The 17353-nt window shown below is 38.1% G+C and carries 14 protein-coding genes; 9 read left to right on the forward strand and 5 right to left on the reverse strand.

Annotated elements, in window-relative coordinates; genetic code table 11:
* Positions 1–24: 24 nt before the first annotated feature.
* The 5 genes from BLQ00_RS00740 to BLQ00_RS00760 form a co-directional block, all read right to left on the reverse strand.
* Positions 25–417 carry an ExbD/TolR family protein gene (locus BLQ00_RS00740; RefSeq protein ID WP_093139417.1) on the reverse strand — a complete coding sequence of 131 codons (393 nt, stop codon included), beginning with the start codon at positions 415–417 and terminating at the stop codon, positions 25–27.
* Positions 417–1118 (reverse strand): MotA/TolQ/ExbB proton channel family protein, encoded by a 702-nt coding sequence (locus BLQ00_RS00745; RefSeq protein WP_093139419.1) that lies wholly within the window; start codon positions 1116–1118, stop codon positions 417–419. The genes BLQ00_RS00740 and BLQ00_RS00745 overlap by 1 nt, the downstream gene beginning before the upstream one ends.
* 48 nt (positions 1119–1166) lie before the next feature.
* Positions 1167–2546 (reverse strand): sodium:proton antiporter NhaD, encoded by a 1380-nt coding sequence (gene nhaD / locus BLQ00_RS00750; RefSeq protein ID WP_093139420.1) that lies wholly within the window; start codon positions 2544–2546, stop codon positions 1167–1169.
* 19 nt (positions 2547–2565) lie between these two features.
* A complete protein-coding gene (locus BLQ00_RS00755) occupies positions 2566–3792 on the reverse strand; it encodes a Glu/Leu/Phe/Val dehydrogenase dimerization domain-containing protein (RefSeq protein WP_093139422.1) in 1227 nt (408 codons plus the stop codon).
* 93 nt (positions 3793–3885) lie between these two features.
* Entirely contained in the window at positions 3886–4953 is a 1068-nt protein-coding gene (locus BLQ00_RS00760) for an anhydro-N-acetylmuramic acid kinase (protein ID WP_308425261.1), read from the reverse strand.
* Between the two features lie 178 nt (positions 4954–5131).
* Between BLQ00_RS00760 and BLQ00_RS00765 the strand changes: the two genes are divergently transcribed.
* The 9 genes from BLQ00_RS00765 to BLQ00_RS00805 all read left to right on the forward strand — a co-directional run bounded on the left by BLQ00_RS00765 (position 5132) and on the right by BLQ00_RS00805 (position 17351).
* Positions 5132–6274: an acyl-CoA dehydrogenase gene (locus BLQ00_RS00765; protein ID WP_093139425.1), complete on the forward strand. Its 1143-nt coding sequence runs from the start codon at positions 5132–5134 to the stop codon at positions 6272–6274.
* Between the two features lie 333 nt (positions 6275–6607).
* The gene (locus tag BLQ00_RS00770) at positions 6608–7948 is read left to right on the forward strand and encodes a microtubule-binding protein (RefSeq protein WP_093139426.1); all 1341 of its coding nucleotides are present in this window, start codon (positions 6608–6610) and stop codon (positions 7946–7948) included.
* 92 nt (positions 7949–8040) lie between these two features.
* On the forward strand, positions 8041–9099 hold the full coding sequence (locus BLQ00_RS00775; RefSeq protein ID WP_093139428.1) for a hypothetical protein: 1059 nt from the start codon (positions 8041–8043) through the stop codon (positions 9097–9099).
* Between the two features lie 2 nt (positions 9100–9101).
* The gene (locus BLQ00_RS00780; protein ID WP_093139429.1) at positions 9102–11063 is read left to right on the forward strand and encodes an AAA family ATPase; all 1962 of its coding nucleotides are present in this window, start codon (positions 9102–9104) and stop codon (positions 11061–11063) included.
* A gap of 11 nt (positions 11064–11074) precedes the next feature.
* Positions 11075–12349: a DUF6638 family protein gene (locus BLQ00_RS00785; protein WP_229792588.1), complete on the forward strand. Its 1275-nt coding sequence runs from the start codon at positions 11075–11077 to the stop codon at positions 12347–12349.
* A 3-nt stretch (positions 12350–12352) separates the two neighbouring features.
* The gene (locus BLQ00_RS00790) at positions 12353–12877 is read left to right on the forward strand and encodes a YtxH domain-containing protein (RefSeq protein ID WP_093139432.1); all 525 of its coding nucleotides are present in this window, start codon (positions 12353–12355) and stop codon (positions 12875–12877) included.
* A 183-nt stretch (positions 12878–13060) separates the two neighbouring features.
* Positions 13061–14731: a hypothetical protein gene (locus BLQ00_RS00795; protein WP_093139434.1), complete on the forward strand. Its 1671-nt coding sequence runs from the start codon at positions 13061–13063 to the stop codon at positions 14729–14731.
* A 110-nt stretch (positions 14732–14841) separates the two neighbouring features.
* On the forward strand, positions 14842–15066 hold the full coding sequence (locus BLQ00_RS00800; protein ID WP_093139435.1) for a hypothetical protein: 225 nt from the start codon (positions 14842–14844) through the stop codon (positions 15064–15066).
* A 332-nt stretch (positions 15067–15398) separates the two neighbouring features.
* Positions 15399–17351 carry a S9 family peptidase gene (locus BLQ00_RS00805; RefSeq protein WP_093139437.1) on the forward strand — a complete coding sequence of 651 codons (1953 nt, stop codon included), beginning with the start codon at positions 15399–15401 and terminating at the stop codon, positions 17349–17351.
* Positions 17352–17353 lie beyond the last annotated feature (2 nt).

The following is a 17353-nucleotide window of genomic DNA, read 5'->3' on the forward strand; positions in this document are numbered from 1 at the left end:
CCAAAGGCGGGTCTTGCCCAAAAATTAATTAGGACGTACTGCTAAAACGACTTTAAAGTTATTTTTATTAGCGATGTTCATTACAAAAACAGCGTCTTCGATAGGCACTCCTTCTTCGGCGCGTAATATAATCGTGGGTTTGTCTTCTCCAGCGAGAATGGTTTTTAATTCCTTTTCTATGCTGTATTCGCTAACACGCTCTTTGTTTACATAGTAAGCGCCATCTTTGGTGATGCTTACCGATGCTTTTTGAACGTTGGTGCTTTTTCCTTTTGCTTTTGGCAAAATAAGATCTAACGCATCTGGCGTTATGGCTGGCGAGGTTAGTAAAAAGAAGACCAATAACAAGAATACAATATCTGTCATGGAGCTCATACTAAACTCTGCACTTACTTTATTTCTACCTCGTAAATTCACTAAACTGGTTCGTTTAAGATGTCTAAAAAGTCAACAGCCGTTGCTTCCATTTGGTGCACAACTTTATCTGTTTTTACCACTAAATGATTGTATCCCATATACGCAATAATCCCCACAATTAATCCGGCTACGGTTGTTGTCATTGCGGTGTAAATACCTTCGGCTAGGGTTCCCATTTCTGCTTGCCCACTACTTGTTGCTAATTCATGGAATGCCAAAACCATACCAATTACGGTTCCTAAGAATCCAATCATTGGAGCAGCACCTGCAATTGTTGCTAAAATACTTACGTTCTTTTCGAGTTTGTACACTTCTAACTTCCCAGCATTTTCGATGGCTGTATTGATATCTTCTAACGGACTTCCGATTCGAGAAATACCTTTTTCAGTAAGTCGAGAGACTGGACTATTTTGTGAAGCACATAGTGTTTTTGCAGCTTGAATGTTCCCCGAAGCTACATTATCACGAATCTGATTCATAAAGTTACCGTCCATTTTTGAAGCGCCTTTAATTGCAAACAAACGCTCAAAATAAATATAAACGGCCACAAAAAGTAGTATAAAAAGAACTCCAATGATGATTTGACCTCCAAGGCCTCCATTCATAAGAAGTTCCATAATAGAAAGCGTCTTTTCTTCTACAACAGGCTCTACCGCCCCTGCAGCTTCTTGAGCGCTTTCTTGAATTAAGTAGTTAAGCATAAAATTACTTTTGTTTTAGTGAATAACGGATATCGTTTCTATAAATTGTTATACGTGGTGAAATAGAACTCTCTCGATGAATAAAAAGACCCCTGCCCCAGCTATAAAACCAATAAACGCTAACCAGCTTATTTTCTTAAGATACCAGATAAAATCGATTTTTTCCATTCCCATTGCAGCTACACCTGCAGCAGAACCGATAATTAACATACTTCCACCTGTTCCTGCAGAATACGCAATAAAGTGCCATAATACAGCATCTGTAGGTGCATCGTACATTCCCATAGAAGCAGCTACCAACGGTACATTATCAATAATCGCCGATAATACTCCTAAAAAGATTACCACAATATCTTGGTTTGGAATCGCTCCTTGTAAAATTTCGGCAACATATCTAAGGGTTCCGACGTCTTCGCCCCCAACAGTTCCATATACTAAACTTTCCAATCCTGCTACTGCCATTAAGATTCCTAAGAAGAAAAGAATACTTGAAATTTCAATTCTAGATAGGGCCTTATGCGCAGAGTATAAGTGTCTTCGTTCTTTCGTGAAGTCTTCTTCAGGGTGAATATATTCTGAAACCAACCAAACAACCCCAAGGGCTAACATCATTCCAATATATGGAGGTAAGTGTGTAATTGTTTTAAAAATTGGCACAGAAACAATCATTCCCAATCCTAAAAACAACATTGTTTTACTACTTAATAATTTATCGGTTTCTTCTTCATCCTCAGAGTTTACCTCTATTTGGCCTTTAAAAGCAGGCATATAACTTGCGATTCCGAAAGGAATTACAAAACACACAATAGAAGGTATAACCACAAATTCGATAAGTCCTGCTGCTGTAACGTTTTTAGCAATCCAAAGCATTGTTGTTGTTACGTCACCAATTGGAGACCAAGCACCCCCTGCATTTGCTGCAATTACAACCATTGCTGCAAACCAAAGGCGTTCTTCTCTACTAACAATAAGTTTTCTAAGTAGAGTAATTAATACAATTGTAGCTGTAAGGTTATCAATTATAGCAGAAAGTATAAAAGCCAACACTCCTATAATCCATAATAACTTTCGTTTACTCTTCGTTTTAACAGCCCCTTTAAGCACCTCAAACCCTTGGTGTAGATCGATAATCTCCACAATGGTCATAGCTCCAATCAGGAATATTAAGATTTCAGCCGTTTTCCCTAAGTGGTGTAACAGCGTATTTTCAAAACCATGTTCAGCGGCTTCTCCACCCGTAAGGAAGCTAAAAGCATTGTCATGCGAGTCGATTACATCGAACCAACCAGCGTGAAAACCAATAGCCAATACAGCCCATATTAATGCTGCCATGATTAAGGCAGGCACCGTTTTATCTAACTTTAATGGGTGTTCAAGCGTTATCGAAAGGTATCCAATAACGAAAATTAAAATAATAATTGATTCCATATAATTGTGAGGTTATTTATTATACTAATTGCTTTAATGCAATCTCAAAAGCGGTACTACTAATGTTCGTTTTAGAACTATTATTGTTAAATGTATTCTGAATTGCATTTTTAATCGTGATAGATGTATCATTAAAAATAGCTTCATCTGTCATTTGCACTTTACGCTCCATAAAGTATGCAAAAACTCTAGCCATTCCGCAATTACTAATAAAATCTGGAATTAAACTTACACGCTCATCGGTGTATTCCATAATAGATCCGAAGAAAATTTCTTTATCTGCAAAAGGTACATTCGCACCACAGCTAATTACTTCCAATCCAGTATCGATCATAGAAGAAATTTGTTCTTTTGTAATCAATCTAGAAGCGGCACAAGGTGCAAAAATTTCACATTCTAGCGTCCATATTTTTTCGTTGATCTCTTCAAAAGAAATCATATTATCTGCTTTTAGCGTGTTTCCGTCTTTATTTAGGAACATCTGCTTTATCTCATCGAAAGAGAAACCGTCTTTGTTTATAACTCCGCCAGCTCTGTCTATAATTCCGACAATCTTTGCTCCCATTTGCGCTAAATAATACGCTGCGGCAGCCCCAACATTTCCAAAACCTTGGACAATGGCACGTTTCCCTTTAATATCGCCACCATAAATATCGTAATAGTGATGCACAGCTTCCGCCACACCATATCCAGTAATCATGTCGGCAACCGTATATTTTCTTGTCACGTCTGGAGAATAGGCTGTATTTTCTAATACTTTTATCACACCATGACGCAATTGCCCAATGCGGTTAATTTTATCAGCTTCCGTAGGAGAAAAGTGTCCATTAAACACTCCTTCTTGTGGATGCCAAACCCCACTTTGCTCTGTAATTGGGATTACTTCGTGAATTTCATCTACATTTAAATCACCACCTGTTCCGTAATACGACTTTAATAACGGTGAAACTGCTTTGTACCAACGCTCTAAAACACCTTTTTTACGAGGATCTTTTGGATTAAAATTGATACCCGATTTTGCACCACCAATTGCTGGTCCAGAAACTGTAAATTTCACTTCCATTGTTTTGGCTAGCGACAATACCTCGTTCATATCCAAACCTTCACGCATACGCGTTCCTCCACCAGCAGCACCGCCGCGAAGAGAATTTATAACTGTCCACCCTTCGGCTTCAGTTTCTGGATCATTCCAATGAAAAACAATTTCAGGAGTTTTATTTTCGTACTTGCTAAGTAATTCTTTCATTAATAAGGTGAGTTAATTTTCATCTGTTTTTTTAGATGTGCATAGGCAAATATAAAAAATTGACGAAGGCTTACGATTGATTTTATGTAATTTTTATGCAAAGAAAATCATTCCGCCAGAATGATCCTTAGAAGCACCCGTTACACTTGCCAAACAATTTACTTCATTTCGCAATTTCAACACCCCTAACAGACCGAATATCAAGGCTTCTTTAAATTCTATCATTTTCGCATCTGGCACAATTAACGCTACATCTTTAGAACGTTTTATCATTTCAAGTAAATACCGATTGTAAGCGCCTCCACCTGTAACAAGTACTTTCGATCCTTTGTTAAATTGTCGTGCAATTACCGCAGCAATATGATCGGTAACTGTGCGCAATTTATAGGCATCACCATAGCGCTTATTATTCAATATGGGCAAAAACTCATTCTGAACCCACTCCAATCCTAAAGATTTCGGTGGCAACAGTTTGTAATACGGTATTTCTCGCAGTGCTGAAGACAAAGACAAACTAAATTTTCCATGTCGCGCCATTTCTCCACCATCATCGTACGGTTTTCCATAAGCCTCAGCCAACGGGTTTAGCACAATATTTACAGGACAAATATCGTACGCTATACGTTCGCCGTTTCGTTCAAAAGAGCAATTTGCAAAACCTCCCAAATTCAAACAGTAATCGTATTCTTTAAAAAGCAACGCATCGCCAATAGGCACCAACGGAGCTCCTTGTCCGCCAAGCGCAACATCTTCCACCCTAAAATCGCACACTACTGTTTGTTGAATCAGTTTTGCCAGTTTCGGTAGATTTCCAATTTGCAATGTAATTCCGTTGGCGGGCTGGTGTAGAATAGTATGTCCGTGACTGCAAACAGCATCTAGGTTTTTAATTGTATGTTTCTTAACAAACGTAAGAATCACTTCGGAAAGGTACTCGGTATATTCTAAGTTTAAGGTCTCGAGGGCAGCTTCAGAGTGCGACACCGCCTCTTGCAATTTTTGTTTCCAAGTGGAAGGATACGCAACCGTTTCCGAAGCAAAAAGCTCAAAACTCCAGGCATTCGTTTCAGAAAATGTAAAAACTATCTCACATAAATCAATCCCATCAAGAGAAGTTCCACTCATAACTCCTACCACATGATAGCTGTTTTTTTTCATCATTTGAATTACATTTAATGCATAAAAATAGCATTCAAATTGAATACTTTTGAAAATTAATCCATCTTTTTCAAAAAAGACTATTAAAAAATCAACAATCGTAGCCTTAGCCTGTTTGAGATTTGATTAATAAACGGTATCTTTGCGCCACTTTTCACACAAAATATAATTACGTATACCTATGGATTTTAGTCTTTCCGAAGAACATATAATGATACGCGATGCAGCTCGCGATTTTGCAAGAACCGAATTATTACCTGGTGTAATAGAACGTGATAACGCTCAGAAATTCCCTACAGAGCAAGTTAAAAAAATGGGCGAACTAGGATTCCTAGGAATGATGGTTGACCCAAAATACGGCGGTGGCGGTATGGATACGATTTCCTACGCGATTGTGGTTGAAGAATTAAGTAAAGTAGATGCTTCATGTTCAGTTATCGTATCGGTAAACAACTCTTTAGTTTGTTACGGTTTAGAGACCTACGGAACAGAAGATCAAAAACAAAAATACTTAACCAAATTAGCAACAGGACAATCAATTGGAGCCTTTTGCTTGAGTGAGCCAGAAGCAGGAAGTGATGCAACTTCACAAAAAACTACGGCTATCGACAAAGGCGATCACTACATTCTTAACGGAACTAAAAACTGGATTACCAATGGTGGTACTGCAGATTTTTACTTGGTAATCGCACAAACAGATAAAGAAAAAAAACACAAAGGAATTAACGCTTTTATTGTTGAAAAAGGCTGGGAAGGTTTCGAAATTGGACCTAAAGAGGACAAGTTAGGAATTCGTGGTAGCGACACCCATTCTCTTATCTTTAACGACGTAAAAGTGCCTAAAGAAAATAGAATTGGTGAAGACGGATTCGGATTCAAATTTGCCATGAAAACATTGGCAGGTGGACGTATCGGAATCGCAGCGCAAGCTCTTGGAATTGCAGGAGGTGCGTACGATTTAGCTCGCGAATATTCTAAAGTTCGTAAAGCTTTCGGAACCGAAATTTGCAACCATCAAGCCATTGCTTTTAAATTGGCAGACATGCACACAAGCATCGAAGCAGCCCGTCATTTAGTAATGAAAGCTGCCTGGGACAAAGACCAAGGCAACGACTACACCATGAGTGGTGCCATGGCAAAACTATACGCTTCGCAAGTTGCGATGGACGTTTCAGTAGAAGCAGTTCAAGTACACGGTGGAAACGGTTTTGTAAAAGAATACCATGTTGAACGTATGATGCGTGACGCGAAAATTACACAGATTTATGAAGGAACTTCAGAGATTCAAAAAATCGTAATCTCCAGAGGATTATTAAAAGACTAATACGTTTCATTTGCGATTCGCATTAAGAATCAATCACTATAGAACCCGGCTTTATGTCGGGTTTTTTTATGGGCAAGCACCCCGTTTTTAGAAATAAAAAACAGGGCACCGTGCTATTCGTTTCTACGCCACTCCGCCGTTGGCGGATGCGGGGTATCCACTGCTATCACTCTTGCAAAAGCAAAAAGGCACCTTACAACTTGTAACAATATTTCAGTTCGTCAGACTAATTAGTCGAAGCTTTTCAAAAATTGGGTTTCCAAACTCAATTATTTTCACGAAATTGAAACTCCAAAAAACAAATTAAAACAACCTTAAAATTAGATTCGCGCTATGTCTGACGATTTTGACTTATTAGAAACCGATTCCTCTTCCTCAAAACAAGAAAAAGTAGATGTAAACTGGGGTAAAACTGTGGACCAAATGAAGTCCAAACTCGCTCAAGAAGACGATCCAGAAATACGCCAAAAAATACTTAATGCGACCCTAGACGATGTGGTAGGCATGGCAGAAAAAGACAGAAGCTCTTTACTAGATGCTATTAAAGACCTTACCGATTACCAAGACGAAGTCGGAATCATTTTCGAAAAATTTTCTACGCTGAATCCGTCCGAACAAAAGGTTATCGACGATGCTCAAAAAGCATTGGAACGTGCCAAAATAGAATTGGAAGATGCTCAAAACGTAAAAGACAGCTGGTGGAACAACCTTTGGGGACGCAAAGCCAAAATAAAGAACAAAACTTCCGAATTAGCCGCTGCGCAAAAAGTGAGAGATGCTGCCGATATGAAAGCCAAAGAAATGTTTCAGCAACGTATCGAAACGGCAGACGTACAAACATTATTAAACGAACTTTCGTATAAAAGCCAGGCAGCTGTTACCCGTTTAAAAAATCGTGAGGTTGAAATCAAAGAAGTAGAAGACAAACTTCAAGTTGCCATTGTAGAAGCGAGTAACAACCACACCAAAGCACTTGAAAAAAAGAAAGAGACGGAAGACAAACTGGAAGAGCAATACGCATTGCTAAAACAAGCCAGACAAGAACTAGACGAAATTGCCGACAAACAATCGTCTGCCTATTCTGAAGCGATAGGAAAAATAACCACTATCGAACAGAAAGTAGAAGAACTAGAAGGTCTTAAAAACGCCTACACTACACTTGCGGCGAGTAAAGATAGTTTTGTACACAAACACAACTTAACGATTAAAGTACTTACATCGCTACGTAGTAACTTACAAACACACCGCGCCAAACTAAAAAGTGATACCGATGAGCGTCTTAAATATTACGAAGGATACGTAGTAGCGTTAAAAGCTAGAACCGATCAAGAATTTGCCGCTATTTTAGAACACTTGGGTGTAAAAACCGATGAGCATATTGGACAAACCTTAGCCGCAATGCATACTGCAAGTGCCAAAGCACGTCAGGAAATGATGGACAATATTCCGGTACATGAAAAAGTAATGCAAGGAGTTTATGGAAGTTATGCCGAATCGTTACAAGAAATACGCGAGAAAGATGCCGACATTCAGAAGAACTTTGCAAACCGCTACGGGATTGATATGAAAGAGATTTTTGAAGAGTATTACGCAAGCGAAAAAGGAACGCCTGCAAACGACAATCCGACGCCCGAAAAACCAAAACCAGCAGCCGAAGACGATTTGTTAGGATAATCCAAACACACTGTGTAATAATTGAGCGTTTTAAATACCTTCAATAACACGGTACACCAAACTGAAATCATTCGAAATCTGTACACATTAAAATGTCAATAAACCAAATTGTAACACCACTCGATAGTGCTGTTCTTGAAACCAAAGAACAGTACTCGGTGTACTTCAAGATAATAAATCATGCGTTTTCTGAGTTGGTAAGCAAAATAGCGCAACACAACATTTGTTCTACAATCGAAACCACTTTCATGGAGCAATACTGTGAGTTGCTTTTGTATTCGCTAGAAGCTTTTAGAGTCAAATATTTGTTCGACAGTGAAGAGAAAATGAAGGTAGATTTAACCGAATCTGGTTTTCCAAATTACTTGGAGTTTCGTTATCTTTTAAACGATTTAGAACTTAAAAACGAACACATCAGTAAGCTTCCGAAGGTAGAAGAACTAAAGGCCGAATTTTTAGAAACCTTACTGAAGAACAAGGAAGAAATTTCGGAACGGAAATTACACCAAGCAGCTTCTATTGTGTATTACAATTCGGTAGAACAGAAGTTTATTTTTAAACGTTTTGTACAAGGAAAAATCATTGCGAATGTCGGTACTGCAGCTTCCGAAGGAGAATATATGGTTAGTTGGTCGTTTTACGACGTAACCTATAACCGCCCATTTATTTGTTTTATGTATTTCGATTTATACAAAACGAGTATTTCAGAATACACACAACAGATTTACGAAGTTTTAGAAACCGTTGCCGATAGAGACATGTCAATGGATATGATGGCGTATGCTATTGACAAAAAATTACCGAAAGTCTGGCCTAAGAAACTTAAAAAAGTGGACATGGGTCCTTTTCATAATGTTTTTGCGAAAGATGAATTAGAGATTACGCACGTCATTTTAAAAGGGATAATTGAGAAAAACTTAGATCTTTCGGCGTTTGCTTTGTCGCTAACCATAAAAACAACCAACAGCACCGGGAATTTTTCCGAAGGAAATATTTTCAACAAGCAATACTTACAAGTTTGGGAAAACTCCAAACCTCAAAAATATGTATTTACGTCGCATAGAGTGATGCAAACCCTTTACGACCAAATACCCGACACCTTACACGCTTTAACCCAAGACCCAATCGAAATTTCGGCTTTAACTTTATAACTATGGAACACAACAGTACATTTCCTATTAAATTATCTGAACTTGAAGCCCTTCGAGAGGAAGCCACTTCGTATTTAAAAGGCGTACAATGGGAACAGGGAAATAAAGCTAGAAGTCGCGATAAAGACCAAAAGGACGATTCTATTTTACTGTACCTTTCGAAAGCAAATAATGGCGGAAGCACTGAAGTGACTTCGGTCGCTAAAACCATTGCAAGTGTTAAGAAACGCTTGTTGCCCGATTCGGTCGCCATTCCGTTGCACCTTAACAGAGCCTTGTTTGCCCTGCAGGAAGGGTTAACTATGGGGATTTGGCTAAAAGACAGTTATTACGATGCTTCCGGACTCTCAAGTTTAAACGAACGCAGAGGAAGTTTAGATGCAGCGCAACGCCGTGAGTTTGATTCGAAAATGCAAACGGCTACGGCTTTTATGCTCTTCGGAATTGCCTACAGAACTTTATTCGATTTAAAACAAGTGGCTTCAGACGACCTTAGTGTGATGAAAAATAAAATCTCATCCATTCCTGAAGTGTCTCTTTTATCACCATTGAAAGGAATTTCATGCTTGTTATTCTATTACGATGGTTTCTTAAATCACAACGAGATTATTACTTCAGACAAAGACGTAGTCGATTTTACCGTGGTCTTTTTTGAAAGTATTATTTCTGAAATTCAGTTGCGCATCAATTCCTTAGAATACACTGAAGTCATTACCGACCGAACCTATAAACTTGAAAAAAGTGAATTCGCTGTTTCAGGCTGGGAAAACACATTTGAAGGCACTGCGAAAAGTGTAGAATTCAACAAAATTGAATTTGAAGAAATTGTAGGGAACCGCGATGCTAAACATTTTGCGCGAAGACTAACCGAGCGAATGTTGAGCTATGATTTTGAAGCACAAAAAAATCCTTTTCAAGAATTGGGTGGTTTTATGCCCGTTTTTATGGGCTACGGAATTCCAGGAACAGGAAAAAGTATGCTCATCGCTGCCATTGCCACTCGCTTGAAAAAACATTGTGAAGCTTTAGACATTCCGTTTTTGTTTCATCCCATGCCAGATACGCTTATCTCAACCTTTCAAGGAGGTTCGGCCGAAAAAATGGTGCAATGGATGAAGCCCTTACAAGATCCTAACAAACTAATTTTCGCGCCTATTGACGATGCGGAAAACAATTTACAAGAACGAACTACACAAGGAGTCTCGGCTGGAGTTAAAGAAGTGATCGGTGTGTTTCTACGATATACGGAAGGCGCCTATGCGATTAACTACGGAAACAGCTCGATTGGTTTGTTTACGAACCTTCCTGAAATGCTTGATAAGGCAGTAATCTCAAGAGTGCAAGGACGTTTTAAAATTGACGGAGCTCGTACCCTACCCGATTTTATAGATCAGGATTATTTATGGTGGCGAAAACTAGAAAAAACAATGCCCGATTTCGTGAATATGAAGAATCCCGAAAAATACGACTTCCTAAGCGAGCAAGGGTTGGCTAAAAACTTGGGCGAAATCATGAACGTGAGCGACAAACCTTCCGAAGCAAAAATTTTAGAAATTTATGAGCAAACGGAAGCAAATCATTCAAATACCGAACATTTGTTTTTTGCCGAATTGTATAAAAACGTTCAGAAATCATTTCCGTTTTTCTCTTCTCGAGACATTCGGAACATACAAAGTGCTGTTTCACTTCGCTTAACTGATTTTGATCTTCCTCAAGCTTGGTTTGACGATGCTAGTTTGTATTTCAAAAAAGACTACGACACCAAACTTTCGATGCTTCAAGACTTGATGAAGCAAAACATGAAAGGCTTGAACTTTTCAGACATTCGCCGTCAGGAAGTGATTCGCTATTTAGACAACGTAGCTACCATTGCAGACACCGACTTTAAACGTCAGGTAGAAGGCAGAATTCACGATATGAATGTGCAAGTAGAAGCCAGACGTCAATTTGAAGAAAAAGAGTAAAACGATAAAAATTGAGATTCCTGTGTTCGCAGGAAATGAATATGGATAAATTAAAAGCAGCAGGATTATACGGTGGCGCCTTGGTTCCACTTTCAGGATCGTTGGCAAAACGCTATAACGGCTGTCTCGAAATGATGGGAATTACACCTACTGCCCTATCGCACTTTTCTATTGATGCGATGGGCTGGAGCCCTGAAATTGCTGAAGAGAAAAAGGACAATTATTACCTAAATATAGGAGAGGCCAACGTAAATGCAATTATTATTTCGCCAGCTCAAAACAACAAACCTGTGCACATGCCGTCGCATAGTTTTGATCGTGATTTGCTGAATGCAGTATTTGTCGCTTACGAAAAACCCATTCGAGATATTACTAAAGATTCCGCTATTTGTGTGCAGTTAGACCAGCATATTGACACCTTTTATGAAGCTTTCGATTTGTTGCGCTACGGAAAGATTACCGTTAATTTTAAAATTTTAAACGATCTTGACAAAAAACAAGAAGCCCAATTTGAACTCATTAAAAAGTTTCAAGAAGGGAATGCTTTTTTAGATCGTGAAGTACATAAAGAACTACTAGCATCGTCGCGTGCTTATGGCGATCTTCGGAATCGAAAACTAGACCTTGAACCTTTTTCATTAGAGGTGAGTTCTTTTTACACAAGAGCTTTTGGCGGTGTTTTTATTCTGAAAGATTTTTTGAAGCCCATCATGATTTTTGAATCGAAAGAAACCTTCAACGAAGCGATAAAAAATGACACGTTTGATGTACTTCTGTTTCATATTGAACACGACGAATTGTTAGAATCGTTAAAGAGTCATTTAATTTTAGAAAGCAATTTGAAGAAGTCGGTAAAAACCCCGAGTTACGAACGAATTAAGAAGCATCTGTTCTCTCGCCATGTTAAAAGTCCGCAGCAACCCTTCAAAGAGATCTTCGACAGTCATTTTCTGTTTCTTAAGTATTTGAATGAATTGGATATTGCTGTTCAGAAAAAAATAACAGGCGTCGAATTGTATTTTCAGAAATTAATTATCGACAAATCGTTACAACAAGAAGATTATATCGACAAACCTTTTTACAAAGCATTGCACCAACCGCATTCATCGCTTGAAGAAGATCAAAAACAACTGATTTGGAAACTAATTTCAACAATAGCGCCGCTAGACCCGGTCTATTTATTTTGGTATAACAAAGCGCAATTTTACAAAAACTACGCTTCTTGGGACGAAACCTATCAAGATTGGGTAATAGATTGTATCTTAGAAGAGAACAAAAAACAATAACCTATGACACTGGAAATCATCATTTTTATACTCGCCATTCTCTTCGGAATTGTTTTTTACTGGAGAGAAGCAAAAAACAATGCGTTGTATCGTTTTTGCAACAAAGTAACGCACTCGAAAGAGCTTCAGATGAAACTTGAGAACAGAAAAGGATTTATTCACCAACAACCGTTCTTATTGCGATTGGTTTGGGTTACGTTGTTCTTTTTAGTGATTGCAATTGTACTTACAATCATTATTCCGTTTACGGTGAATTACCTTCAGTACTTTATTGCAGCCATAGTAGGAACGCTTATCGGAACCTATATTGCTTCTTTATTTTTGTTCGCGAAGGAAAAAACGAATAAAGAAAATCTTGAAAAAACCTTTCAGAAAGGAAAAGATATCATCGATGATTTTTCTGAAGATGTACGTGAAAAATTTGAAGACGAAGTACAACCGGAAACCACTGAAATTCCGAAGAAAGAACCTGAAGCGCCTCAGAAATCGGCACGAGAACGATTAAAGGACAAAGGGATGATTAAGTAACGCATTCAATTAACGGTACTATATCATAACACAGTACGTCAACCTGAACTTGTTTCAGGTTCCCTCTTCAGGTATTTAAAACCTGCTTGATGTGACGCCGAAGCAAATTCGGAATGACGTGAAAATGATAGTATGTGACATAGTACGGATATACATTAGTGTATTCTTTTAAAACAACGAAAGATGATAAAAAAATATTGGCAAAAAGGAGGAAAACAAAAGCGCATCGTTGTACTAAGTGCGTTTGTATTGGTATTGTTGCTTTTCTTTTTACGAGACAACTACCAGCCTGCTTTATTGTTTGTTCGTAAGTATGTGTTCCTTATTTTAATGGGCGGACTCTTTTTAGGATTTACACTTTCAAAATTTAGAAGTGCGTTGACGGCTGGAAAACGAGTTTTAATCCTCATCGGAATTGTTGTCTTTTTTGGCGCGGGTTGGTTTTTAGGTTGGAAAATGGAATTGTACCAATTTATGCAAACCTATAATGTGTTTAACAACTTAAATTTGGTTGAGATTAGCGAATTGCCACTCACCCAAAACGAACGCATTCAGCCCTACAATAATATTGTAACCATGGCCTACGAGTCGATTGGTGAAACGCAAGAAGTTTCGGCACCGCAATTAGTGCGTGTAGATAGTACGAACCAATGGACCATGGCGGTACAACCTGCTGAAGAATATATGTGGCAACGTATGAACGACAATACCGAAGAGTTGTTTTCGGTTCCGAGTACGTCGCCGTTTCCTCGTTTTTCTGATAAAAGTAGAATTCCGATTACGTTTGCCATTGGAGAATCGTTAGCGTTTAGTAGAAACACCTACAATGCCGTAGTGCAACGTTTTAATTTCTTTCAACTGTTTACAATGGAGCCGAGCGAGGTTTTCTATATGAAAGACGACACCGGCAAGTGGGTTCAGGTAGTGAGTTTAATTAAATGGAAAGGGTTTTTCTTTCCGTATCCTTCGTATGGAGGTGTGATGGTTATAGAGCCTGGCGAACATGATTTTGGAGATTATATGGAACGTATTACCATTGGAAAAGGAACCTATATCTCGCCAAAAGAAACACAAAACCATCCTTTTTTAACGCGTCAAAATACGCTGAACGAGAAAGTATCGCGTTTGCAAGCACAATCGCTTCAGTTTTTAGGTGGATTTACAGATCCGTTGCCTTGGAATATGGAAACAGCCGTGAAAATTCCAGATTTGGCCGACGATCAGAATCAGCAGCCTTTTGTTACCGATTTCAATTTTGAAGGCATGAATACCGATGCGTTTAGCGGACTCTACCACTGGTTTGGTTTGGAACCTATTGGCGAAGAACGCACCAGTTTGGCATTTAGCGTACTCGTTCCTGCTGACGGAACGGATGCGTTGTACTACTACAATCACGCAGCCAAAAAAGAAGGACTTGCGGGTGTTTCGGCAATGCCATTAAAAGTGATTGAATCTAAAAAGGAATACGATTGGTCGGTAAACAAACCTGTTGAATTTAGACCTTTTGTTAAGTATATAGCGGGAAGAAAACGTTTATTTGTACTTAGTACGATTGCCGCAAAACGAGAAGGAAACAAAAAATTTGACGGTGCTGCAACACCCGATTTGGCACTAATCGATTTGGAATACAGAGATGTTATTTGGGTAGATGCCAAGCATCCTTCACAATGGGAAACGACTATTTTAAATCAGTTAGGCGAAACTTGGAAGGCTTCAGAAGGACTTACCGATAAAGAATTGTATCCTAATAAGATTGAAATTGATGTAGTGCCCATTCAGCAGCTTGACAGCCTTAACATTGATACACTTTCCGAAGAAAATATTGAAGTGGTAACCGATACCATTTCAAAGTAGTAAAAATTGGAGACGTTTTTCGTTTTCTAAGTACCCTAAATATGATTACATTGTGTAACATCCATTAAGACTTAAGGATCACTTGTATATTGCGTCAATAAATTTTTATTATGAAACTAAACTTATTGTCCTGCGATACTCCAAGACCCGACAGAAGAGCGATAGCCAAATGTATTGTAGAGATTTCTTCAAATATGGCTGAATCTTTGTCGTATGAACTTACAGCTATTCTTTTAGATGGAGACGCTGTTGATATTGAACTAAATGATAAAAACTCAGGTTCTGCTTTAAGAGCTCTACGAAAACTAAGTATTGATTACGAAATTATAGAGTGACTCAAAATAGAAAGCTATGTATGTTTGGTTTTCGCTAATCTGCTTATTGCAGTAAGAAAGGAGAAAATGTATTAGTTGACGTAGAAAACGAAGATACCTCATTGTAAATGCACCTTGTGCTTACAAAACTTGAAGTATACTGTTTTAAAAAAAATAACTATCTTAGTTTCTGACAAAACCACAACACTTACATTTCTGATTTACAGCTAGCTAAAACCAACACACAACTAAGATGAAAAGTTTCAATTCGTTGCCCATTTCCCCACTATACCATCCCCTAGCACCGTGTTTATAAGACCATTTATATATTAATTTAAGTAAAAACTATTTGTATGCAGTCAAAAATTTTAGGGTTATGTTTCGTAGTTCTTTTCTTCTCTTGTAAAGAAGAAGCAAAAGATAAAGCAATCGCAGAGCGTGAAATTCAACAATACACCATTGAACAATTTATGGACAATGAAGCTATTGGTGGCGGAAGTTTTTCAGCAGACAATAGCAATTTACTTATATCAAGCAATCGATCGGGTATTTATAACGTGTACACCATTCCTGTAAAAGGAGGCGAAATGACGGCCATTACTAAATCGGATAGCACCTCTATTTTTGCAGAATCCTATTTTCCGAATGACAACAGAATGTTATTAAGTGCCGATGGAAATGGGAATGAAATTGATCACTTATTTGTAAGAGATTTAGACGGAAATATTAAAGACATCACTCCAGAAAAAGAGGCTAAATCAGGCTTTTATGGATGGTCTAAAGATGATCAATATTTGTATTTTGGTTCAAATAAAAGAGATCCTAGATATTTTGATATATATAAAATGTCTATTGCCGATTTTTCTTCGGAAATGATTTATCAAAATAATGACGGTCTTGATTTTGAAGGTATGTCCAATGATGAATCGCATTTTGCGCTCTCAAAATCGATTAACACCAACGATAGCGACCTTTTTCTTTACAATGTGAGCACAAAAGAAATGACGAAGATTAACGAAAATCAGAGTGCAAATTCTGCTCAGGATTTTTCAAACGATAATTCTACCTTTTATTACACCACCGATGATGGTGGCGAATTTTCATATTTAGTCTCTTACAACCTAGGAACTAAGAAAAAGGAAAAAGCACAAGAAAGGTCATGGGATATTATGGGGAGTGGTTTTACTTCTGAAGGAAAATACATGGTTATGTACGTGAATGAAGATGGTAAAAACGCTATAGAAGTCTTAGATTCTAACACAATGACACCTATTGACCTGCCCGACTTTGGGGATAAAAGTATTACGAGCGTAGGTTTTAGCGATGATGAAAAATGGATGCGCATGTATGTAGGAGGTTCTAATACTCCTTCAGATTTATACACCTATAATTTTGAAACAAAAGAACAACACAAACTTACAAATGTTTTAAACAAAGAAATCAATGCAGACGATCTGGTAACGGCGAAAGTGATTCGTTATCCTTCATTCGACGGTACTGTTATTCCTGCAATATATTACCTACCTAAACAAGCTTCCGAAGCAAACAAAGTGCCTGCGATAGTTTGGGTACATGGGGGGCCTGGAGGACAAACGCGCCAAGGGTTTAATTCACTTATTCAATATATGGTAAATCACGGATATGCAGTATTAGCCGTAAATAATCGTGGGAGCAGTGGCTACGGAAAAACTTTTTTCCAAATGGACGATTTAAACCATGGAGAGAAAGATTTACAAGATTGCGTAGAAGGTAAAAATTGGTTGGCTTCTCAAGCTGAAATTGACGGTGATAAAATTGGAATTCTCGGCGGGTCTTATGGTGGATATATGACCATGGCTGCGCTTACCTATGCTCCTGAAGAATTTGATGTGGGTGTAAATTTATTTGGTGTTACCAATTGGATTCGTACGTTAAAAAGCATTCCACCGTATTGGGAATCACAACGTAAGTCATTGTACTTGGAACTAGGAGATCCTTATTCGGCAGATTCGGTTCGACTGAAGCGTATTTCTCCACTGTTTCATACAGACAAGGTAACCAAGCCGTTAATTGTATTACAAGGCTCTCAAGACCCAAGAGTATTACAAGTAGAAAGTGATGAAATTGTTGCGGGTGTTAGAAAAAATGGGGTTCCCGTAGAATATGTATTATTTGAAGATGAAGGACATGGTTTCGTTAAAAAAGAAAATCAGATAGAATCATACCGTAGAATTCTAAAATTTTTAGACACGTATCTTAAAAAGGAAACGGCACCAACTGATGGCACTACAACAGAAAGTATAGAGATTAAAAGTGAAACAGAATAACA

This window comes from Ulvibacter litoralis, assembly GCF_900102055.1.
In the GTDB taxonomy this organism is placed as follows: domain Bacteria; phylum Bacteroidota; class Bacteroidia; order Flavobacteriales; family Flavobacteriaceae; genus Ulvibacter; species Ulvibacter litoralis.